Annotated in this window: 20 protein-coding genes and 1 pseudogene; 13 read left to right on the top strand and 8 right to left on the bottom strand. The window is 72.3% G+C overall.

Annotation, left to right across the window (positions count from 1 at the left end):
- Positions 1–22 precede the first annotated feature (22 nt).
- A complete protein-coding gene (locus ACH4RG_RS01980; protein WP_397918491.1) occupies positions 23–679 on the top strand; it encodes a hypothetical protein in 657 nt (218 codons plus the stop codon).
- Positions 680–734: 55 nt separating this feature from the next.
- Here the strand turns inward: ACH4RG_RS01980 and ACH4RG_RS01975 are convergent, their stop codons facing one another.
- Together ACH4RG_RS01975 and ACH4RG_RS01970 are read right to left on the bottom strand one after the other, a co-directional pair.
- Positions 735–1,508, bottom strand: a complete 774-nt coding sequence (locus ACH4RG_RS01975) for a polysaccharide deacetylase family protein (RefSeq protein WP_398538960.1) — start codon at positions 1,506–1,508, stop codon at positions 735–737.
- Positions 1,509–1,650: 142 nt separating this feature from the next.
- Positions 1,651–1,893, bottom strand: coding sequence for a DUF4287 domain-containing protein (locus tag ACH4RG_RS01970; protein ID WP_398161985.1), 243 nt, complete (start codon positions 1,891–1,893; stop codon positions 1,651–1,653).
- A gap of 390 nt (positions 1,894–2,283) precedes the next feature.
- On the opposite strand from ACH4RG_RS01970, the gene ACH4RG_RS01965 reads away from it, so the two are divergent.
- Positions 2,284–3,411: an NADH:flavin oxidoreductase gene (locus tag ACH4RG_RS01965; protein WP_398539379.1), complete on the top strand. Its 1,128-nt coding sequence runs from the start codon at positions 2,284–2,286 to the stop codon at positions 3,409–3,411.
- A 23-nt stretch (positions 3,412–3,434) separates the two neighbouring features.
- Here ACH4RG_RS01965 and ACH4RG_RS01960 read toward each other — a convergent pair whose 3' ends face one another.
- The 5 genes from ACH4RG_RS01960 to ACH4RG_RS01940 all read right to left on the bottom strand — a co-directional run bounded on the left by ACH4RG_RS01960 (position 3,435) and on the right by ACH4RG_RS01940 (position 8,920).
- Entirely contained in the window at positions 3,435–4,352 is a 918-nt protein-coding gene (locus ACH4RG_RS01960; protein WP_398539378.1) for a D-alanyl-D-alanine carboxypeptidase family protein, read from the bottom strand.
- Positions 4,353–4,603: 251 nt separating this feature from the next.
- Positions 4,604–5,860, bottom strand: coding sequence for an ATP-binding protein (locus tag ACH4RG_RS01955; RefSeq protein WP_397930603.1), 1,257 nt, complete (start codon positions 5,858–5,860; stop codon positions 4,604–4,606).
- Positions 5,861–5,876: 16 nt separating this feature from the next.
- Positions 5,877–6,626 (bottom strand): two-component system response regulator CseB, encoded by a 750-nt coding sequence (cseB, locus tag ACH4RG_RS01950; RefSeq protein WP_398538959.1) that lies wholly within the window; start codon positions 6,624–6,626, stop codon positions 5,877–5,879.
- Between the two features lie 103 nt (positions 6,627–6,729).
- Positions 6,730–7,650 (bottom strand): endonuclease/exonuclease/phosphatase family protein, encoded by a 921-nt coding sequence (locus ACH4RG_RS01945; RefSeq protein WP_398538958.1) that lies wholly within the window; start codon positions 7,648–7,650, stop codon positions 6,730–6,732.
- Positions 7,651–7,975: 325 nt separating this feature from the next.
- The gene (locus ACH4RG_RS01940; RefSeq protein ID WP_397918497.1) at positions 7,976–8,920 is read right to left on the bottom strand and encodes a carbon-nitrogen hydrolase; all 945 of its coding nucleotides are present in this window, start codon (positions 8,918–8,920) and stop codon (positions 7,976–7,978) included.
- A gap of 224 nt (positions 8,921–9,144) precedes the next feature.
- Here ACH4RG_RS01940 and ACH4RG_RS01935 point away from each other — a divergent pair, with 224 nt between their 5' ends.
- The 10 genes from ACH4RG_RS01935 to ACH4RG_RS01890 all read left to right on the top strand — a co-directional run bounded on the left by ACH4RG_RS01935 (position 9,145) and on the right by ACH4RG_RS01890 (position 18,095).
- On the top strand, positions 9,145–10,185 hold the full coding sequence (locus tag ACH4RG_RS01935; RefSeq protein ID WP_397930608.1) for a LacI family DNA-binding transcriptional regulator: 1,041 nt from the start codon (positions 9,145–9,147) through the stop codon (positions 10,183–10,185).
- A gap of 300 nt (positions 10,186–10,485) precedes the next feature.
- Positions 10,486–11,748: an ATP-binding protein gene (locus tag ACH4RG_RS01930; protein WP_397918499.1), complete on the top strand. Its 1,263-nt coding sequence runs from the start codon at positions 10,486–10,488 to the stop codon at positions 11,746–11,748.
- Positions 11,745–12,149 carry a roadblock/LC7 domain-containing protein gene (locus tag ACH4RG_RS01925; protein WP_007452160.1) on the top strand — a complete coding sequence of 135 codons (405 nt, stop codon included), beginning with the start codon at positions 11,745–11,747 and terminating at the stop codon, positions 12,147–12,149. Before ACH4RG_RS01930 ends, ACH4RG_RS01925 begins: the two co-directional genes overlap by 4 nt.
- Positions 12,146–12,520, top strand: a complete 375-nt coding sequence (locus ACH4RG_RS01920; RefSeq protein WP_397918500.1) for a DUF742 domain-containing protein — start codon at positions 12,146–12,148, stop codon at positions 12,518–12,520. Before ACH4RG_RS01925 ends, ACH4RG_RS01920 begins: the two co-directional genes overlap by 4 nt.
- Entirely contained in the window at positions 12,495–13,085 is a 591-nt protein-coding gene (locus ACH4RG_RS01915; RefSeq protein WP_398538957.1) for a GTP-binding protein, read from the top strand. The genes ACH4RG_RS01920 and ACH4RG_RS01915 overlap by 26 nt, the downstream gene beginning before the upstream one ends.
- A 65-nt stretch (positions 13,086–13,150) precedes the next feature.
- A complete protein-coding gene (locus ACH4RG_RS01910; RefSeq protein ID WP_397918502.1) occupies positions 13,151–14,560 on the top strand; it encodes a cytochrome P450 in 1,410 nt (469 codons plus the stop codon).
- A gap of 270 nt (positions 14,561–14,830) precedes the next feature.
- Positions 14,831–15,958, top strand: a complete 1,128-nt coding sequence (locus ACH4RG_RS01905; RefSeq protein ID WP_397919272.1) for a cytochrome P450 — start codon at positions 14,831–14,833, stop codon at positions 15,956–15,958.
- Positions 15,955–16,782 (top strand): enoyl-CoA hydratase/isomerase family protein, encoded by an 828-nt coding sequence (locus ACH4RG_RS01900; RefSeq protein ID WP_397918503.1) that lies wholly within the window; start codon positions 15,955–15,957, stop codon positions 16,780–16,782. The genes ACH4RG_RS01905 and ACH4RG_RS01900 overlap by 4 nt, the downstream gene beginning before the upstream one ends.
- Before the next feature lie 24 nt (positions 16,783–16,806).
- Positions 16,807–17,790, top strand: coding sequence for a TerC family protein (locus ACH4RG_RS01895; protein WP_397918504.1), 984 nt, complete (start codon positions 16,807–16,809; stop codon positions 17,788–17,790).
- A 101-nt stretch (positions 17,791–17,891) separates the two neighbouring features.
- Entirely contained in the window at positions 17,892–18,095 is a 204-nt protein-coding gene (locus ACH4RG_RS01890; RefSeq protein ID WP_397918505.1) for a hypothetical protein, read from the top strand.
- Between the two features lie 18 nt (positions 18,096–18,113).
- On the opposite strand, the pseudogene ACH4RG_RS01885 reads toward ACH4RG_RS01890, so the two are convergent.
- Positions 18,114–18,518 (bottom strand): annotated as a pseudogene (locus tag ACH4RG_RS01885) (GNAT family N-acetyltransferase); the annotation flags it as partial.
- A gap of 174 nt (positions 18,519–18,692) precedes the next feature.
- Between ACH4RG_RS01885 and ACH4RG_RS01880 the strand changes: the two are divergent.
- Positions 18,693–19,493: a VOC family protein gene (locus ACH4RG_RS01880; protein ID WP_397930611.1), complete on the top strand. Its 801-nt coding sequence runs from the start codon at positions 18,693–18,695 to the stop codon at positions 19,491–19,493.
- The last annotated feature ends 164 nt before the right edge of the window (positions 19,494–19,657 follow it).

Raw genomic sequence — 19,657 nt, 5'->3', positions numbered from 1 at the left:
TGTGATCAGTGAGGTAGTAGCAGTGCACAAGCGACGTATCGTGTCCGCGGCCGCTGTGGTCGCCCTGGGGCTCGGGCTTACGGCCTGCAGCGACGAAGACGGGGAGCCCGCGGCGAAGGAGTCGCCGGCGGCGTCGGCCCCGGCCCCGTCCGAGCCGGACGGCGAGGCGGGCAGCGAGAGCCCCACCGCCGACAGCGGCGACGGCGACGCTCCGGCCGGGGGCGAGGGGGACGTCGCCGCCCCGGGCACCGAGCTCAAGGTCGGCGACAGGGCCGTCCTGCCGTTCGCGTACACGAGCGACAAGAAGGGCACCATCGCCGTGACCGTCACGGCGATCGAGAAGGGCGCCGAGGCCGATATGGCCGCCTTCGGTGACAAGGCGAAGGGGATGACGCCCTACTTCATCAAGATGAAGGTGGAGAACGTCGGCGGCACCGACCTGTCGTACGCGTCGCTGAAGTTGGACGGTGTGCTCGAAGGGGGTACGGGCACGGGCATCGTGCTGATCGGCGACATCCCCGGCAAGTGCGACAGGGAGAGCGCGCCCCGCGAGTTCACCACCAAGGGCGCCTCGTACGAGACCTGCTCGCTCACCGCGACGAAGGGCGCACCGGTCACGGCCGCTCAGTTCGACGAGGGTGACACGTACAGCGACAGTCCGGTCGTCTGGGCCAGCTGAGGCCCCGGTCGTCGACGCTCAACGGCTTCGACGGGGCGGGGCGAGCGGGCCTCGGTCAACGCACGGGGAATCCGAAGGAGTAGCCCTGCTCCCCCAGCCAGGGCAGGACCTCGCGCAGAGCGGCCAGCGTCTGGGAGCGTTCCCCGCCCGCGTCGTGGAAGAGGACGGTCGGGCCGTTGGAGATCTCGCGCTTGACGGTGGCGACCATGGTGTCCGCACCGGGGTGCGCGAAGTCCTTGGTGTCGACGTTCCAGCCCAGCGGTCGCATCCCGTGGGACGCGGCGAGCTGCCGGCTGTACGGGGTGAAGGCGCCGCCCGGGGCCCGGTAGTACTGCGACCGGACGCCTCCGGACGCCTTGATGATCATGCGTTCGGCGTCCAGGATCTGCTGCGACTGGTAGGCCTCGGGCTTGGTGTCCATGGTGGTGTCGTGCGAGACGGTGTGGTTGCACAGCCGGTGGCCGTCCGCCACGACCTGCCTGACCAGGTCCGGGTACGCCCGGGCCTGGGTGCCCACCATGCAGAACGTGGCCTTCACGCCTTCGTCCTTCAGCAGGCGCAGCACCTGTGGCGTCCAGACCGGGTCCGGTCCGTCGTCGATGGTGATGTTGACGCCCCGCTCCCCGCGGTCCGAGGCGTGCGCGATGTCCGCCGCCACCTCGGCCGCGGGCCGGTCCCGCTCGTCCGGCGAGGCGGCACTTCCCGACGGCCGCCCCCCGGCGGTGTCGGCCTGCGCGGTCCACACCGAGGTGGCGGCGGCCAGCGCCGTCACGCCGAGTGCCGCCGCGAGGAGCCGGCTGTGCCAGGCCCTTCCCTTGTGCTTGCCCATGTCCGCCCGCCCCTTTGTGCTGTCTCCACCGATGCCGTGCACCCGTCCAGACGGGCGAACGCCCCGGTGGGATGCCTCGGTTACCGATCGCGGACATAGCCGCAGGGAGCCGGCGACAAACGAGGGCCGTCGGGAGACCGGGTCAGCGGGCGCCGCCCTCGGGGTGGCTGCCCTTGGGGTGGCTGCCCTCGGCAAGGGTGTCCGCGACCAGGGCGTTCGCGTGTCCGTGGCCCAGTCCGTGGTCGGACTTGAGCCAGGCGACCAGTTCCATGTGCCTGGTCAGCGGCGAGGCGCGGATGAGGGCCTTCCACTCGGAGACCGGGCGGCCGTACTTCTTCTCGATCGAGGGGAAGTAACTGGCAGGGCCCTTCACGGCGTCGGTCATGGGGTGTCCCGTCTGTCATGCCCTCCCCGTCCGGGAGGTGTCGGGGATGTGACCGGCGGCGGACGGTGAATTCAGCGGCGATCGGGAGTGGCTCGGGTCACAGTCCCGCTGCGCTGCGCCGCGCCCCGCCGCGCCGACGGCCACCCGACCACCGGAGGCTGACTCCGTTCTTTGCCCAGACTTTACCCGGGTCGGGGCCGGTGCCGGGATGCCCACGCGGTCGGAGCGTGTTGGCGCCGGGTGGACACCCCCGGCTATCGACAGGAAACCGACGTGACAGACGTGACGGCACACGCTCCGACCAACGTGGCGGCCCACGCTCCGACCGACGCGGCGCCCGACGGGACGACCGGCGTGACCACCGACGGGACCACCGGTATGACGACCGGCATGACGACCGGCGTGACAGGCACGGCAGCCCGCGCGGCGTACACCCTCTCCCGCCCGTTCACCGTCCGCGGGCTCACCAGCCGGAACCGGATCGCGATGGCGCCCATGACCCGGCAGTTCTCCCCGGACGGCGTGCCGGGCCAGGACGTCGTGGACTACTACACCCGGCGGGCCGCCGGCGACGTCGGGCTGATCATCACCGAGGGCACCTACGTCGACCACGCGTCCGCGGGCACCAGCGACCGGGTACCGCGCTTCCACGGCGAGGCGGCGCTCGCGGGCTGGCGCGAGGTGGCGGACTCCGTGCACCGCGCGGACGGCGCGATCATCCCGCAGCTGTGGCACGTGGGCGTCACCCGCGCCGAAGGCGCCGGGCCCGTACCGGACGCCGAGCCGGTCGGCCCCTCGGGCCTGTCCCTGAGCGGCGAGCCCAAGGGGCGCGCCATGACGCAGCAGGACCTCGACGACGTCGTCGCGGCCTTCGCCGACGCGGCGGCCGCCGCCGAGCGCCTCGGCTTCGACGGCGTCGAACTGCACGGCGCCCACGGCTACTTGATCGACCAGTTCCTGTGGTCCGGAAGCAACCGGCGTACCGACGCCTACGGCGGCGACCTGGTCTCCCGGACCCGTTTCGCGGCCGAGATCGTGGCGGCCTGCCGCGCCGCCGTCTCCGACGCCTTCCCCCTCTTCTTCCGGATGTCCCAGTGGAAGTCGGACGCCTACGACGCGAAGCTCGCCCGGAATCCTCAGGAACTGGACGACCTGCTCATGCCGCTGGCCGAGGCCGGTGTCGACGTCTTCCACGCGTCCACCCGCCGCTACTGGCTGCCGGAGTTCGAGGGCTCCGACCTGAACCTGGCCGGATGGGTGAAGAAGATCAGCGGCAGGCCGACCCTCACCGTCGGCTCGGTCGGACTGGACGACGACTTCTTCAGCGCCTTCCAGGGCAACGACTCCGAGGTCACCGGCATCGAGCAGCTGCTGGACCGGATGGAGCGCGACGAGTTCGACATGGTCGCCGTCGGCAGGGCGCTGATCGCCGACCCCGAGTGGGCGGCGAAGACCCTGCACGGACGCGCCTCGGACATCACCCCGTTCACCGCGGAGATGCTGACGACCCTGCGCTGACCCGCGAGGCCTCGCCCCGGCGCCTATGCTCTGTTCGCCGCCGCCGGGAGGTTCGCGCGGATCGCGGTGATCAGGGCGCGGCTGGCCTCGTGGGCGGCGGCGCTGCCCTCGGCGGGGGTGGTGCCGGCGCGCTGGTGCAGCACAACCCCGAGGACCAGGCGGGAGACTCCGGCGACCTCCTGCGTGGTGGCCCAGACGAGGTTGCCGCCCGCCGGGGTGGAGGAGCCGGTCTTCAGGCCGATGACCCCGTCGCGCCCGAGCAGCTTGTTGGTGTTGCGGAACGTCACCCCGACGCCCGGTGCGGTGACGGAGGCGGTCGCCACGACCTGCCGGAAGGCCGGCTCCTTCATGGCGGCGCGGGCCAGCCTCAGTTGGTCCGCCGCCGTACTCCTCGTGCTCGCCTCCATGCCGCTCACCCCGGTGTACGTGGTGGCGCGCATGCCGAGCCCGGCGGCGGCCCGGTTCATCTTCGCGACGAACGCCTTCTCATCGCCCGCGTCCCAACGGGCCAGCAAGCGAGCCACGTTGTTGCCGGACGGCACCATCATCAGTTCCAGCAGCCGCCGTTGGGTGTACTCCCGCCCGGCGAGCACGGGGGCGGTCGTCTCGACGGAGGAGTACGACTCGTCGGCCGCTCGCCGGTCGGCGACCACGGTCGCGCCGGGGGCGTCGGCCCGCATCGGGTGGTCCTTCAGGATCACGTAGGCCGTCATGACCTTGGCGACGCTGGCGATCGGGACCGGCTTCTGCTCGCCCCGGGTGCCGAGGCTGCCGATCCCCTCGACCGCCACGCTCGCCTGGCCCTCGCGCGGCCAAGGCAGGTGCATCGACCTGGCGAGCGGCGCCACCTCCTCCTCCGGGCCCCCGGCGGGGGCCGGCCCGACCGTGGACCTGCCGCCGCCGACCGCGTACCACCCGCCCGTACCGGCGACGAGCACCACGGCGGCGGTCAGCGATACGAGAACCGAGCGGCGGCGCCGGAAGCCGAAGCCGGATCGGACGCGGCCTCGGAAGTCGCTCCCGGCGGCGGGGTCAGGGGTGGGGTCGAGGGCGGGAACGGTGAGAGTGCCGGGCATGGGCTCCTCCAGGTGACAGGTGCGGTTTCCCGTACTTCCGTCACCTTCGAGCAGTCGTTCTTCCGCACCCGTACAGCACCGTTTCCGCCCCCGCGAGAGTGCGTATCGGTTCCGTATCAGGCCGCACGCGGGGCCAGGTCGAGGGTGGCGAGCGCTCCGCCGCCCGGGGCGTTCGCGAAGGTCAGCCGGGCTCCGAGGACCTCGGACTGGCCCTGGGCGACCGTCAGGCCGAGACCGTGCCCCCGGCCGCGTTCGCTCGCGCCGGTGCGGAAGCGCTGCGGACCCCGCTCCAGCAGGCCGGGCGGGAAGCCGGGCCCGTGGTCGCGTACGGCGATCCGCGCCCCGGTCACGGTCACCGCGACGGGGCCCGCGCCGTGCCGGTGGGCGTTGGTGACGAGGTTGACCACGATCCGCTCGACCCGGCGCGGGTCCGTCTCCACGACCTCGGCGGCCTTGACGTCGACCCGGGTGTCCGTGCCCGTACGCCGCACCACGTCGGCGACCAGCTCGTCCAGCGGCACCGGGTCGAGGCGGGCCCGCTCGGCGCCCGCGTCGAGACGGGAGATCTCCAACAGGTCCTCGACCAGCGCGTTCAGGGCCCGCAGCCGGTCCCGTACGAGACCGGTCGCCTCCTCGCCGTCGGGCAGCAGCCCGGCGGCGGTGACCAGACCCATGAGCGGGGTGCGCAGCTCGTGCGCGACGTCGGCGGTGAAGCGGCGCTCGGTCTCCAGCTTGCGCTGGAGGGCGCCGGCCATCTCGTCGACGGCCGCCGACATCTCGGTGATCTCGTCGCGGGCCCGCCCGTCGTGGCCGATGCGGGCGTCCAGGTCGCCGTCGGCGATACGGCGGGCGGTACGGGCTCCGTGGCGCAGCCGCCGGTTGATCGGCTCGGTGGCGAGGGCGGCGAGCGGGACGACGAAGACGAGGGCGACGAGGACGGATTTCACGATGCTGCGGTCCAGCAGCTGGAGGCTGCGGACCTCGGTGCTCATGTCGTCCCGGACGACGAGGACCCGGTCCTCGCCGACGGCCACGGCGCCCCACATCCAGTACCAGTTGGGCGGATCGGCGTCGTACCAGGTGGCGTATCCGCCGTCGGTTTCCGGACGGCGTTCGGCGAGATCGCGCGCCAGCGGTTCGGGCAGCTCGGCCCTGGTCCGTACGTCGATGTCGGCCGGGGCCTTCCCCGTACGGTCGTACTCACGCTCGGCCGCGATCAGCCGGGTGAGGGTCCGGTCGTGGCCGACGCGCAGCCCGCGCTCCCGGGTCGCGTCGTGCACCAGGAAGCCGACGACGGCCGCGACCGCGCAGCACGCGGCGGCGGCCAGGGCGGCGATCTTCCAGCGCAGGGCGCGGGGGTTGAGGAAGTCCACGGCGTCCGCCGGCCGCTCAGCCGCGGACGAGCTTGTAGCCGAAGCCGCGGACGGTCTCGATCCGCTCGCCGCCGATCTTCTTGCGCAGCCGCAGTACGCACAGGTCGACGACCCGGGTGTCGCCCTCCCAGCCGTAGTCCCACACCTCGCGCAGCAGCCGGCGGCGGTCGAGCACCGAGCCGGGCGCGGCGGCGAACTCCAGCAGCAGACGGAGCTCGGTCGGCGTCAGCGACACCGTCTCGCCGGCCCGGCGCACCTCCATGCCGAGGGTGTCCACGCTGAGGTCCCCGAAGACGAGGATGTGGTCGGCCCGGCCGGGCCTCCCCGCCGCGGGGCCCTCCGTCTCCGGGCGGAAGGTGGCGCGGCGCAGCAGGGCGCGGATCCGGGCGACCATGACGGCGGTGTCGACGGGCTTGATCACGTAGTCGTCGGCCCCCGCCTCCAGGCCGGCGACCACGTCGAGGGCGTCACCGCGCGCGGACATCATCAGGACCGGGACGGGGCTCTCCTCGCGGATCCGGTGGCAGAGGCCGATGCCGTCCAGCTCGGGCAGCATCACATCGAGGATCAGCAGGTCGTACGCGCCCGCCCGGAAGGCCTCCAGGCCGCTGAGCCCGTCCGCGGCCACGTCGACCCGGTAGCCGTAGCGCTCCAGGGCCAGTTGGACGGCGCGGCGGATAGTGGTGTCGTCCTCGACCACGAGCACGCTGACGGGGTCCGGGCCCCGAGCTTCGGACACGCTGCCTACCTGGGCGTTCGAGGTCATCGGTCGCTCGCATCGTAGTCGGGGGAGGGCGGGGGACCGGGTCACCCGGGCCGCCGCAGGGAGGTCACCGGCCCACCCGGGGCGGCCAGGTGGCGCGGGTGCGTCACCGGCCCAGCGTGGCCGCCACCGGAAGGTGGTCGCTGCCGGTGGCGGGCAGGGTCCAGGCGGCGCGCGGGGTCATCCCCCGCACCAGCACGTCGTCGATGCGGACCACCGGGAACGCGGCGGGCCAGGTGAACCCGAGGCCGTCGCCCGCCTCCCGTTGCGCGGAACGCAGCTGCGAGGTCACCGGGGCCAGCGCCCCGTCCTGGTGAGTCCCGTTGAAGTCGCCCAGCACCACGACCCGGGTCGCGGGCTCCGCCCGGAGCGCGGCGGCCAGCTCGCGGGCCGCCTCGTTGCGCCGGCCCGTCGTGAAACCGGCCGCCGAGACCCGTACCGACGCCAGATGGACCGCGTACACGGCGACGGGCCCGTCCGGGGTCCGGGCCGTGGCGCGCAGCGCGCGGGTCCACGGCATGATCGGCACCGCCCGCACGTCCGCCAGCGGGTACCTGCTCCAGATGCCGACCCCGCCGATCACCGCGTGGTGCGGATAGGCGACGGCCAGTTCGCGCGAGTAGACGGTCGCCGACGCGTCGGACAGCTCTTCGAGCGCCAGGACGTCCGCGCCCGCCCCGACGAGTGCGCGCGCGGTGCCGGCCGGGTCGGTGTTCCCCTCGTTCACGTTGTGACTGACCACCGTCAGGCCGCCGCCGCCCGAGCGCTTGTCGGTGAGCGCGCCGCCGAAGAGCGTGCCCCAGACGACGGCGGGCGCGAGCACCGCCACGGCGGCGGTACGGGACCGGCGTACGGCGGCGAACCCGAGCAGGACCGGCACGCCGAGGCCCGTCCAGGGCAGCAGCGTCTGGAAGAGACTGCCCGCGTTGACGCCCACGTTCGGGATCCACGCGTGCAGCGCCGTCGCCGCGGCCCAGACGACCGCCGCGGCGCCGAGCCACCGGCCGGAGCGGCGGTCGGCACTCACGGGGTAGCGGGCTCGGTGGGAGCCGCCCCGACGGGAGCCGGCCCGGAGGCAGGCTGCGCGTCACTGGCGGGTGTCGCGTCAGTGGCAGACGCTGCGGCCTCCGGTGGGCTCAGCACGGCACTGGTCTCCTGACGTTCGCGTACACCGGGGATCCCGGTACGCCGACAGCCTCCGGGAACAGCGCTTCCGGCTGGTCAGGGGCGCGCTTCGAGCACCGCACGGCTCTGTATCGGGTAGGTATCGGTGCGCCGGGCGGGGCGGAGTGCCGGAGTCGAGCCGACGCCGACCGCCGCTGCCGCTGCCGCAGCCGATGCCGCTGCTGGGCTCAGCGGGTCTCGGTGAGCGGACCGTACGCGTCCGGGCGGCGGGTGGTCAGGAAGGGGAACAGCTCCAGCCAGTCGCGGCGGGCGTCCAGATCCAGATCGGCGACCAGCACGGCGGGCTCGTCGCGGGGGGCCTGGGCCAGGACGCGGCCGTACGGGTCCACGACGAAGGAACTGCCGTAGAAGGTGAGGCCGTTCTCGGCGCCGATACGGTTCGGCACGATCATGAAGGTGGCGTTGGCGATGGCGTTCCCGGTGATCACCTTCTGCCAGAGCGGCTGGGAGTCGAATCCGGGGAAGCCCGGCTCGGAGCCGATGGCGGTGGGGTAGACGAGGACGTCGGCCCCGGCGAGCGAGTAGGCGCGCGCCAGCTCCGGGAACCACTGGTCCCAGCAGGTCGGCAGGCCGAAACGGGCCTCGTCGACCGTGACCAGCGGGAAGGCGTCGTCGCCCGCCGGGCCGGGGCGGAACCAGTCGTCCTCGTAATACCCCTCGGTGACCGGGATGTGGGTCTTGCGGGTCCGCTGGGCGAGGGTGCCGTCGGGGGCGACGAGGATCGCGGTGTTGTAGCCGAGGCCGTCGTCCTCGCCGCCGGGCGCCGGGGCCTTCTCGTACAGCGACGCGTGCACGTACACGCCGTGCTCGCGGGCGGCCTCGGCCGCGAACGTGAAGGTGGGGCCGGTCAGCAGCTCCTCCGGTCCGGCGGGCTCGGGATGGCCGGCCCGGCGCACGACGGCGAAGTACGGCGACAGCGTCAGCTCCTGGAGGCAGACCACGCGGGCGCCCTCGGCCGCGGCGAGCCGGACGCCTTCCAGCAGGGCGGCCCGGTGCTCGGCCGGGTCGCGGTGCCAGCGCTGCTGGACCGCCGCCACGCGCAGGGGGGCGCGCTCGGCGGGGCGGGTCCTGGTCGGGGACGCGGGCGGGTCGTACGCGGTGATCAGACGCATGGCGGGTTCCTGGGGAGGGAGGAGGGGCGAGGGAGGGGGCAGTCGCCGGGGCGGGCACGAGGAGAACGGACACGAGGGAGGTCGTACGAGGCAGGACGTATGAGGCAGGACGTATGAGGCAGGACGCGTGCCGGAACGTTCCGGCACGCGACAGAACCTAACCTTGCCGGAACGTTCCGGCAACCCCTCGCCGGCCCGTCGGCGACCGTCTAGACTTCACCCCCGTGACCTCCCGGACCGTGACCCTGCTCGATGTCGCCCGCGCCGCCGGGGTCTCCAAGAGCACCGTCTCCGACGCGCTCCAGGGTTCGGGACGGGTCGCGGAAGCCACCCGGGACCGGGTCCGCACGGTCGCGGAGGCGCTCGGCTACCGCCCCAACAGCGCCGCCCGGCATCTGCGCCGCGCCAGCACCGGAGCCGTCGGACTGCACCTGCCGGCGACCGCGACCCGGCTGGACTACTACATGAACCTCGCCTTCGGGGCGGTCGAGCGCGCCCAGGAGGACGGGCTCGACATGGTGCTGCTCGCCCCCTCGGGGGCGACGGGCGGGCGGATCGCCTCACGCGTCGACGGCCTGCTGGTGATCGACCCCGAGGCCGGCGACAGCGCGGTGCCGGGGCTGCTCGACGCGGGCGTCCCGGTGGTGACCGGCGAGCGCTACCTCGGCCCGGCCACCGGCCCCAGCGGCGCCGTGGTCTGCGACAACGCCGCCTCGCTGACCGCCCTCCTCGACCATGTCACCGAGCGCGGCGCCCGCCGCCCCGCGCTCCTCGCCCCGTCCGGCTCCTCCGCCTGGGCGACCGCCCTGCGCACGACGGCCGGATCATGGGGGCGGGCCCACGGGGTGACGGTGACCCTGCGCACCGTGCCCTTCGCCTCGACCCCGGCCGAGGCCGAGGCGGCCACCCGGGCACTGCTCGCCGCCGACCCCGCCGTGGACGCCGTGATCTGCGCCCCCGACGGCTCCGCCCCGGGCGTCCTGCGCGCGGCGGCGGCGCTCGGCCGGGAGGCCGGCAGGGCCGGGGAGGCGGACCCGCGTGCGGGCGTCGCCCTCCTCGTCGCCTCCTGTGTGGACGGCCCCGCGACCCGGGGCGCCGAACCGCCGGTCACCGCGGTCGACCTGCGCCCCGCCGCGTACGGGCGCGCCTGCGCCGACCTGCTCTGCGACATCCTCGCGGGCCGCGCGGCCCCCGACACCGTCCGCCGCCACGCGTGGTCTCTGGAGACCCGGGCCTCAACGGGCTCACCGGGCTCACCGGGCTGACCGACCTCCCGCGAGCGGCGACCGGGTGCCGTCCTCCGCATCTCCGCAATGTGAACGTTGTGAGTCGACTGGCAACTGGCGTGGCGGCCTTGACATTTCACCGCGCGGCCGATGCTAAGATCATCTTACTTCCAGTGGGCTGATGGCGTGTGGGGGCATTCCGGGAGGGATGAAATCCTCGGCCCCACCTTCGGAGGGGCACCTCCCGAAGCGGCGCACGGTCCTGGCGAACGAGCTGCGACTGCGTGCCGCATGACGGGGTGTCAAGCCGTTTCCGCCATGGCACTTGAAGTGAGTCTCATGACATTTCCACAGGGCCCCGTCATCTGGGCGCTGGTTGTCGTAGCACTGGTCGCCGTGGGTGCCGTTCTGCGGGCTCGCGCGACCAACGTCAAGCTCCGCAGACACCATGCGGAGCTGCGCCAGGAACGCGACGCGCTCCTGCACCAACGGGACGAACTGCACGTCGTCCACAACGGTCTGCTCCAGCGTCAGTCCACCGAGCTGGCGGAGGTCCGCAAGGACGCCGAGGAGGAGACCAAGGCCGTCCTCAAGGCCGCCGTCCGCACCCTCCAGGGGCTCGCGGACGAACAGCAGGTCGTGATCGAGAAGGCCCAGCGCAAGTACGGCGACGACCCCGGGATCCTCGCCGACCTGATGGCCATGGACCACGCCAACAGCCAGTTCGGCCGGCGCGCCCAGGGCATCGCCGTGCTCTGCGGCGGCTGGCTCGGCCGGCGCGAGACCGTGGCCTCCGTCTTCGACGTGGCCCGCAGCGCCCAGGGCCGTATCCGGCACTTCGACCGGGTCCGGGTCAACGGCCAGGTGAACTTCTCCGTCGTCAGCCGCGCCGTCGAGCCGGTCGCCGTGGTCCTCGCCGAGCTGCTCGCCAACGCCACGAACTACTCCGCCCCCGGCACCCCGGTCGAGATCAACATCCAGGCCGTGCCGACGGGCGTCTGCCTCATCGTCGACGACGCCGGCCTCGGCATGGGCCAGGAGGAGAAGGACCGCGCGGCGGCACTCCTCTCCCCTCAGGCCGCGATCAGCGTCTCCAGTCTGGGCATCCCGCCGCAGTTCGGGTTCGCCGTCTCCGGGATGCTCGCCGCCCGCTACGGCTTCCGGGTCTCGGTGGACTCCGTTTCCCCCTATGGAGGCGTACGCGCGGTGGTCCTCATCCCCGACGAACTGCTCACCACCGAGGCGCCGCCCACCGTGGCGCCCGTCGAGGCACCCGAAGCGGCGGCCCTTCCCCACGCGCCGCAGGAGCAGCAGCGGGTGCGGCAGGCCGACCAGTGGCAGGCCCCGGCTCCGGCGCCCACCCCGCTCTTCCCGCCCGCCCCGCAGCAGCCCGACACCGCCACCCAGCCGCTGGCCCAGATCACCACCACCGCCGGGGGTCTGCCGAAGCGTCGTCGTAAGAGCCCGGTCTCCGCGGTGCCATCGGCGGAACCGGAGCCCGTGCGCAGCAACGAGGAGACCGCCTCCCGACTCGGCGCGTTCCAGCGCGGCACCCGGTCCGGACGCGACACGACGATGACGGAAGGACCCGAGTTCCAGTGAACCCCGATCTGTCCTGGGTGCTCAACGACCTGCTCCAGGTACCCGGCGCCCGGCACGCGATCCTGGTGTCCGCCGACGGCCTGCTGCTCGCCAACTCCAGCGAGATCGGCCGGGACGACGCGGAGACCGTCGCCGCGGCGATGAGCTCCATGCAGTCCCTCAGCCGGGCCGTCGCCCCCTTCATCGGAACCCGGGAGCCGGGCCGCTGGCGGCAGACGCTCCTGGAGTACGAGGACGGCTGGATCTTCCTGATCGCCGCCGGCACCGGCGCCTACCTGGCCGCCACCGCCGCCGCCGACGTGGACATGGAGGCGATGTCCTTCCGGATGCAGCAGCAGGTCACCGCACTGGGGAAGGCGATGACCACGCCGCCCCGCCAGAACGCGAGCAGCGAGATATGACGGCGCCGGGCGAGGAGCAGCAGGTCAGCAGCGGGTTCGTCCGGTCCTACGTCATCACCGGCGGACGGGGACTGCCCGACGCGGACGACCTCTCCCTGGTCACCCTGGTCACCCTCGCACCCGACCGCCAGCCGCCGCCGAGCCCGAGCCCCGAGGTCAAGGCGATCTGGGAGCTGTGCTCCGGCGGTTATCTGTCGGTGGCCGAGGTCGCCGGCCACCTCGGCCTGCCGGTCGGGGTGGCCCGTCTCCTGCTCCAGGATTTAAACCAGCAGGGACATCTGCTGCGCCGGAAGGCGCCGCCGCCTGCCCAGCTCGTTGACAGGAAGATCCTCGAAGAGGTGTTGCATGGACTCCAAGTCCGGTTCGGCTGAGAGCATCTATGTGCCGGACGCGGTGCGGCGCGCGGCGAAGATCCTCGTCGTCGGGCACTTCGCCGTGGGCAAGACGACGCTGATCGGCACACTGTCCGAGATCACGCCGCTGCGCACCGAGGAGCGGATGACGCAGGCCGCGGCCCAGGTCGACGATCTGCGCGGCGCCCCCGACAAGAAGACGACGACGGTCGCCCTGGACTTCGGGCGCCTCACGCTCAGCGACGAACTGGTGCTGTACCTGTTCGGCACGCCGGGCCAGCAGCGGTTCGTGGAGCTGTGGGAGGACATGGCGCGCGGCTCGCTGGGCGCGCTGCTCCTGGTCGACCCGGCGCGGCTCGCCGACACCTTCCCCGTGATCGACCTGATCGAGACGTACGGGCTGGAGTACGCGGTCGCCGTCAACAGCTTCGACCCGTACTCGCAGCACGCCGAGAACGAACTGCGCGAGGCGCTCGACCTGCTGCCGGACACCCCGGTCGTCTTCTGCGACGCCCGGGACCAGAACTCCTCCGCACAGGCCCTGATCACCCTGGTCCGCCACCTTCTCGCGCACGCGGCCTGACCCACCCCCAGACGTATCCCGAGCCGGGGCCTACCGGGCCCCGCGATCACACCGAGGAAGCCGACATGGACCCGCAGCCGGGAGCCACCCCGTACAGCGCGCCCGCCGGGTGCCCCATGCACCAGCAGCAGACGTCGCTGTACGGACCGGAGTTCGCCGCCGATCCGCACCGCTTCTACGACGCGTCCCGGGCCCACGGCCCCGCCGCGCCCATCGAGCTGGCCCCCGGGGTGGAGGCCACGCTGATCGTGCAGCACGAGGCGGCGCTGCGGGTGCTCCAGAACCCGGCGCTCTTCGCCCGGGACTCGCGGCGCTGGGCCGCGCTGCGCGAGGGCGCCGTCCCCATGGACAGCCCCGTCCTGCCGATGATGGTGTACCGGCCCAACTGCCTGTTCACCGACGGCGCGGAGCACCTGCGGCTGCGCAAGGCGGTCACCGAGTCGCTGTCGCGGCTCAACAGCTCCAGGCTGAGCCGGGACGTCGAGCGGATCGCCGACTACCTGATCGACCAGTTCATCGAGCGCGGCACCGCCGATCTGCTCAACGAGTACGCCAAGCTCCTGCCGCTGCTGCTGTTCAACCAGCTCTTCGGCTGCCCCGGCGACATCGGCGACCGGCTGACCCGCTCGATGTCCGCCATCTTCGACGGCGAGGACGTGCTCCGCGCCAACGCCGAGCTGACCGAGTGCCTGATGGAGCTGGTCGCGATCAAGCGCCGCCAGCCCGGCGAGGACATCACCTCCTGGCTGATCCAGCACCCGGCGGGGCTGCGGGACGAGGAGCTGAAGGACCAGCTGGTGATGCTGATGGGCGCGGGCGTGGAGCCGGAGCGCAACCTGATCGGCAACGCGCTGCTGCTGATGCTCGCGGGCGACCAGCCGGGCATGCCCGAGCGGCGCGGCTCGGGCATGCTCGTCGAGGACGCGCTGGACGACGTCCTGTGGAACAACCCGCCGATCGCCAACTACGCGACGCACTACCCGGTGCGGGACATCGAGCTGGACGGGATCGTACTCAAGGCGGAGACCCCCGTACTGATCAGCTTCGCCGCCGCGAACAGCGACCCGGGGCTCACCGACGCCCGCCAGACCCTGAGCAAGGGCGCCCACCTGGCCTGGGGCGCGGGCCCGCACGTGTGCCCGGCCAAGTCGCCCGCGACGCTGATCGCGCTGACCGCCATCGAGAAGATCCTCAACACCGTCCCGGACCTCGCGCTGGCCGTGCCCGCCTCGGGTGTGGCCTGGCGGCCCGGCCCGTTCCACCGGGCCCTCGTCGCGCTGCCCGTACGGTTCACCCCGACGGCCGCGCGACATGCGGGGAGCGGGGCGCAGCCCCCGGCCCCGACCTCGGCCCAGCTGCCCGACCCGTTCCGGAACAGCCCCTCCGCGCCGTCCGTGACGCCACGTCACGCCCAGGAGCCGGCCAAGAAGCAGAAGGGCTGGTGGAGTTCGTTCCTCGACGTGTTCCGCGTATGACTCACCGGCCGACAATTCGCATATGACAACGGGCATTTAGTGACGATTGCATGTGACGGGGGCAACAAAGAACGATGCTTGGCGCCGATATCCGGAGGGGTAGGTTCAGTGCGGTAACCACGAGCCTAGGTCGAGGAACTCTGCGTGAGCATCACTGGCGGTACAACCAGGACGCCCGACGGACGGCGCGCGGTCATCGGTCTGCTCCGCAGACTCAATTCCCCGGAAGGACAGGCCGAGCCGTACGGAATACTCGCGGAGCTCCGGGCGATGGGTGACGTCGTCCGCGCTCCGTGGAACGGGTATTTCGTCACCGGCTTCGACGCCTGCAGCCAGGTGCTCCGGGGCCGCAACTGGCTCGCCCCGGATCTCGCCTGGCAGCAGCGGCAGGACGACTCCAAGCAGTGGGACGCGATAGCGACCCGGGAGATGACCACCACGCTCGCCCGGCTCAACGCCCCCGAGCACACCTGCCAGCGCCGCTCCCTGGGCAACCTCTTCGACCGCTCCACCATCGAACGCCTCACCCCCGACGTCGAGCGCGACGCCGACCGGCTGCTGGACGAGCTGGCGGAGAAGCTCCGCTGGGGTGAGGCGGACTTCGTCTCCACGGTCAGCGAGCAGCTGCCGATCAGCACCGTCGGCTCCTGGCTGGGCATCCCGCCCGAGGACTACCCGGACATCCTGGAGATCACCCACAACCAGGTGTTCGCCCAGGAACTGCTCCCCACCAAGTCGCAGCTCGCCGTCTCGGAGGAGGCGACCATGCGGCTGCGGGCCTACTTCACCGGCCTGGTGGCCCGGCGCCGGGCGGAGCCCCGCCACGACGTGCTGACCGGCTGGATCCACACCTGGGACGCGATGGAGCCGGACCGGGAACGGGCGGACGAGATCCTCTACCGGCTCACGATGTTCGTCACCATCGCCTCGCTGGAGACCACCGCGACGCTGCTCACCTCGATGACGTCCCTGCTGACCGAGCCCGGCCGGTGGGCGTGGCTGCGGAAGTATCCGGAGCACATCGACGCGGCCGTCGACGAGGTCCTGCGCCACGACCCGCCCATTCACATCAACACCCGGATCGCCGCCGAGGACACCGTGCTGGCCGGGGTCCCGATCAAGAAGGACAGCATGATCCACGTCCTGTACGGCGCGGCCAACCACGATCCGCGGCGGAACCCGGACCCGGGCGCCTTCGACATCCTGCGCGGCGGCAGCCACCTCACGTTCGGCGGCGGGGTGCACTACTGCCTGGGCGCGGCGCTGGCCAAGCTGGAGGCGCGGACGCTGCTGGCGCGGATGCTGGATCGTTTCCCCACCCTGCACACCGTCTCGCGGCCGGAGTACGCCCCCCGGATGGTCTTCAGACGGATCACCTCCCTGGGCGTGGCCCTGTGAAGCTCTCGCTCCCCGAATTCCTCACCCCGGCCGGCCGCTCCGATGACCGCTCGCCGACGGTACGCACCCGGCGCGAGGGGCCCGTCCTGTACGTGGAGCTGCACGCGCCGGACACCGGCAACGCGGTGACCGATGCGATGCTCGACGAGCTGCTGGACATCGTCGCCGCCCCGGACCCCGAGGTGCGGGTGCTGGTGCTCAGCGGCGCGGGGGACGACTTCTGCCTGGGCGGGGACCGCACCGAGTTCGCCGAGTGGCTGGAGGAGGACCCCACCGGCCGGGGCATCCGGGTCGCCGGGGAGAAGGCCCGCCGGGTCTGCGAGGCGATCTCCGGCGGCCGGGCGGTGACCATCGCCCGGGTGCAGGGCAAGGCGGTCGGCGCGGGGTTCGCGCTGGCCCTCGCCTGCGATCTGCGGGTCGGCGCGGACACCGCCGCCTTCCGGCTGCCGGAGCTGGCGCTCGGGCTGCCGACCGCCTGGGGCGGGCTGCTGCCCCGGCTGATCCACGAGGTCGGCGCGGCCCGGGTCCGCGAGCTGATCCTCACCGGCCGGGCCTTCGACGCCGCCGAGGCGTACGGGCTGTCGGTGCTCCAGCGGGTGGTGCCCGAGGCCGACCTGGACGCCGCGGTCGCCGCCTGGGCGAAGCCGGTGGTCCGCCGCCCGGAGGCCGCGCTGCGGGTCACCAAGGCGCTGCTGAACTCCTACGCGGCCGCCACCCGGCTGGCCGACCCCTCGTTCCTCGACGCGGAGCTGATGGCCTCGGTCGCGGCCGCCACCCGGCGTTCTCCGGCGGGCGGCGACGGGGCGGGCGGGGCACACTCGTAAAAACCCGAGTGGGAGGTCTCCGGCGTGGACGTACCGGTGTGGCTCTGGATCGTGTTCGCCGTGACCGTCGTCGTCTCGCTGGCGGTCGACCTCCTGGCGCACCGCAAGGCGCATGTCATCGGCTTCAAGGAGGCCGGACTGTGGAGCGCGCTGTGGGTGAGCCTCGCGCTGATCTTCGGTGCGGTCGTCTTCCTGACGCTCGGGAGTACCGCCGGAACGGAGTACACGACCGCCTGGCTGCTGGAGAAGAGCCTCTCGGTCGACAACCTCTTCGTCTTCGCGCTGATCTTCGCGTATTTCAAGGTGCCCCGGGAGTATCAGCACCGGGTGCTCTTCTTCGGCGTCATCGGCGCACTGGTGTTCCGCGCGGTGTTCCTGACCCTCGGCGTCGCGGTGGTCAACCGATTCACCTTCGTCCTGTTCCTCTTCGCCGCGATCCTTTTCTACAGCAGCTACAAAATTCTCAGCGGCCAGGAGGAGAATTTCGATCCCGGCAAAAGCTTCGCGGTGCGGCTGCTGCGGAAAGTGATGCCGGTCCAGGACCACTATTCCGGGACGCACTTCGTCGTCCGCGAGGAAGGGCGGCGGGTCGCCACTCCGCTGCTCGCGGTGGTCGCCGCGATCGAGGCGGCCGACCTGATCTTCGCGGTCGACAGCGTGCCCGCGGTGCTGGCGGTCAGCGACGACCTCTTCATCGTCTACACCAGCAACGCCTTCGCGATCCTGGGACTGCGGGCCCTGTACTTCCTGCTGGCGGGGCTGCTGGACCGGTTCCACTACCTGAGCCACGGCCTGGCGGTCATCCTCGCCTTCATCGCGGTCAAGCTCATCCTCCAGGCCTCCCACAAGATGATCAGCACCTCGATCCCGGAGATTCCGTCGCCGGTGAGCCTCGCGGTGATCATCGTCATTCTGGCCGTTTCGGTGACCCTGAGCATGCGCCGTCCGGCGAAGAGCCCGGGTTCCGCGGAGGCGTCCGACGCCTCTGACACCGATACGGACAAGTAGGGTCACGGAAAGCGATGCCCTCACGCGACGCGAGACGCCATGCATCGGCAACGCAAAGGGAAAGACTTTCCAAAATCCCCCGCCCCGCCTATCGTGAATAAATGGCGAACAAAGAGCGAGACACCCGACAGCGGGCCGCTTTCATGTGCCCGACCTGCAAGCAGCCCGTCCCTTCCGAGATCCACCGCCACAAGTCCCTCGGAATCTTCGTCCCCGTCTGGCGCGGGGGTCCCTGCGAGAACCCGGACTGCGCGGAGTACGCCGCGCGGGAGCGGCCCGCCCGGCACCGGACCGGCTCCTCGTGACCGGGAGCCCCGACGTCCTCAGCCCGCGGCCAGACGCGCGGTGAGACGCGCCCTCGCCGCCGGCCACTCGTCGGCCAGCAGCGAGAAGCAGACGCTGTCCCGCCAGCTCCCGTCCGGCCGCCGCCGGTGCCTCCGGAGCACCCCTTCGCGCCGCGCCCCGAGCCGGGCGATGGCCGCCTGTGAGCGCTCGTTGCGGTGATCGGTCTTCAGCTGGACGCGCCCCATGCCCAGCTCCTCGAAGGCGTGCGTCAGCAGCAAAAGCTTCGTCTCGGTGTTCACCGCCGAGCGCCAGTGGGCCCGGCCGTACCAGGTCCAGCCGATCTCCAGGCGCTCGTCGTGCACCACGACGTCCATGTACGTGGTCCAGCCGACGGCGCGTCCGCTCGGACGGTGGACGACGGCGAACGGGACGTACCCCGTGTCGCCCAGCACCCCCGCCATGCGCTCGCGCAGCTCCTACCGCATATGCACTTGTGCATAGTTGCGCCCTGTTCGCCCGCCGCGCGGACCGGCCCCCGGCTGACTAGCGTTGCCGGTGCGGGCAGGGGCCCGTACGGGTGGGGCCGACGACAGGGACTCCAGGGAAGGACCGGCACCATGGCTGTACAACCCGAGGGCACTCCATGCTGGGCGGACGCCATGTTCGCCGACGTCGAGGGCGCCAAGAGCTTCTACGGTGACGTACTCGGCTGGACGTTCGGCGAGAGCGCGTCGGAGTTCGGCGACTACACGCAGGCGTACGCGGACGGAAAGGCCGCGGCGGCCGTCGTCCCGCCGATGCCGGGCGCGGAGGGCCACTCGGCGTGGTGCCTGTACCTCGCGTCGCCGGACGCGGCGGCCACCGCGGAGAGGGTCCGCGCGAACGGTGGCGAGGTGCTGATGGAGCCGACGCGGGTCGACGACTTCGGCACGATGGCCCTGGCCCGCGACCCCGGTGGAGCTGTCTTCGGCATCTGGCAGGCCGGCAGCCACGAGGGTTTCGGGACGGAGACGGGCGCGCCCGGCGGGTACTGCTGGGGCGAGGTCTTCACCCGGGACCCCGGGAAGGCGGACGCGTTCTACCCCTCGGTCTTCCCCTACACCGTGCGGAAGTTCGACGACGAGTCGATGGACTTCTCCCTGTTCGACGTCCGGGGGGAGACGGTCCTGGGCCGGATGGCGATGGGCGACGACTTCCCGCCGGAGGTACCCGCGTACCTGAACGTCTACTTCGCCGTGCCCGACTGCGACGCCGCCGTGGCGAAGGCGACCGAGCGCGGCGGGGTGCTGCGGTTCGGGCCGGAGGACAGCCCCTTCGGCCGGTTCGCGACGCTCAGCGATCCGCAGGGCGCCTGGTTCACCGTGGTCGACGTGACCACCACCGAGGGCGAGATGCCGGCGACGAGTCCGGCCACCTGACCCGGGCCGTCCCACCGTACGGGCCGCTACCGGCGAACCGGCGCGGCCCGTACGCGCGCCCGGCGGGGTCTCGGCGCGTACCCGGGATCGCCGTACACGCTCCTCGCACCCCTACCCGTACGTTCCTCCAACATGTGGCGCACCTGCGACGGAACATCGTCCAG

The organism is Streptomyces sp. NPDC021019, assembly GCF_044333295.1.
In the GTDB taxonomy this organism is placed as follows: Bacteria; Actinomycetota; Actinomycetes; order Streptomycetales; family Streptomycetaceae; genus Streptomyces.
Note: the sequence above shows the minus strand (reverse complement) of the source record. Positions and strands in the feature narration are given on the sequence as shown.

What these genes read in the sequence shown, in the direction of transcription:
- ACH4RG_RS01920 (WP_397918500.1), top strand. Translation starts at nt 12,146, where the DNA reads ATGACGGCGCCGGGCGAGGAGCAGCAGGTCAGCAGCGGGTTCGTCCGG.
- ACH4RG_RS01905 (WP_397919272.1), top strand. Translation starts at nt 14,831, where the DNA reads ATGGGTGACGTCGTCCGCGCTCCGTGGAACGGGTATTTCGTCACCGGC.
- ACH4RG_RS01890 (WP_397918505.1), top strand. Translation starts at nt 17,892, where the DNA reads ATGGCGAACAAAGAGCGAGACACCCGACAGCGGGCCGCTTTCATGTGC.
- ACH4RG_RS01910 (WP_397918502.1), top strand. Translation starts at nt 13,151, where the DNA reads ATGGACCCGCAGCCGGGAGCCACCCCGTACAGCGCGCCCGCCGGGTGC.
- ACH4RG_RS01940 (WP_397918497.1), bottom strand. Translation starts at nt 8,920, where the DNA reads ATGCGTCTGATCACCGCGTACGACCCGCCCGCGTCCCCGACCAGGACC.
- ACH4RG_RS01880 (WP_397930611.1), top strand. Translation starts at nt 18,693, where the DNA reads ATGGCTGTACAACCCGAGGGCACTCCATGCTGGGCGGACGCCATGTTC.
- ACH4RG_RS01975 (WP_398538960.1), bottom strand. Translation starts at nt 1,508, where the DNA reads ATGGGCAAGCACAAGGGAAGGGCCTGGCACAGCCGGCTCCTCGCGGCG.
- ACH4RG_RS01930 (WP_397918499.1), top strand. Translation starts at nt 10,486, where the DNA reads ATGACATTTCCACAGGGCCCCGTCATCTGGGCGCTGGTTGTCGTAGCA.
- ACH4RG_RS01970 (WP_398161985.1), bottom strand. Translation starts at nt 1,893, where the DNA reads ATGACCGACGCCGTGAAGGGCCCTGCCAGTTACTTCCCCTCGATCGAG.
- cseB (WP_398538959.1), bottom strand. Translation starts at nt 6,626, where the DNA reads ATGACCTCGAACGCCCAGGTAGGCAGCGTGTCCGAAGCTCGGGGCCCG.
- ACH4RG_RS01965 (WP_398539379.1), top strand. Translation starts at nt 2,284, where the DNA reads ATGACGACCGGCGTGACAGGCACGGCAGCCCGCGCGGCGTACACCCTC.
- ACH4RG_RS01915 (WP_398538957.1), top strand. Translation starts at nt 12,495, where the DNA reads ATGGACTCCAAGTCCGGTTCGGCTGAGAGCATCTATGTGCCGGACGCG.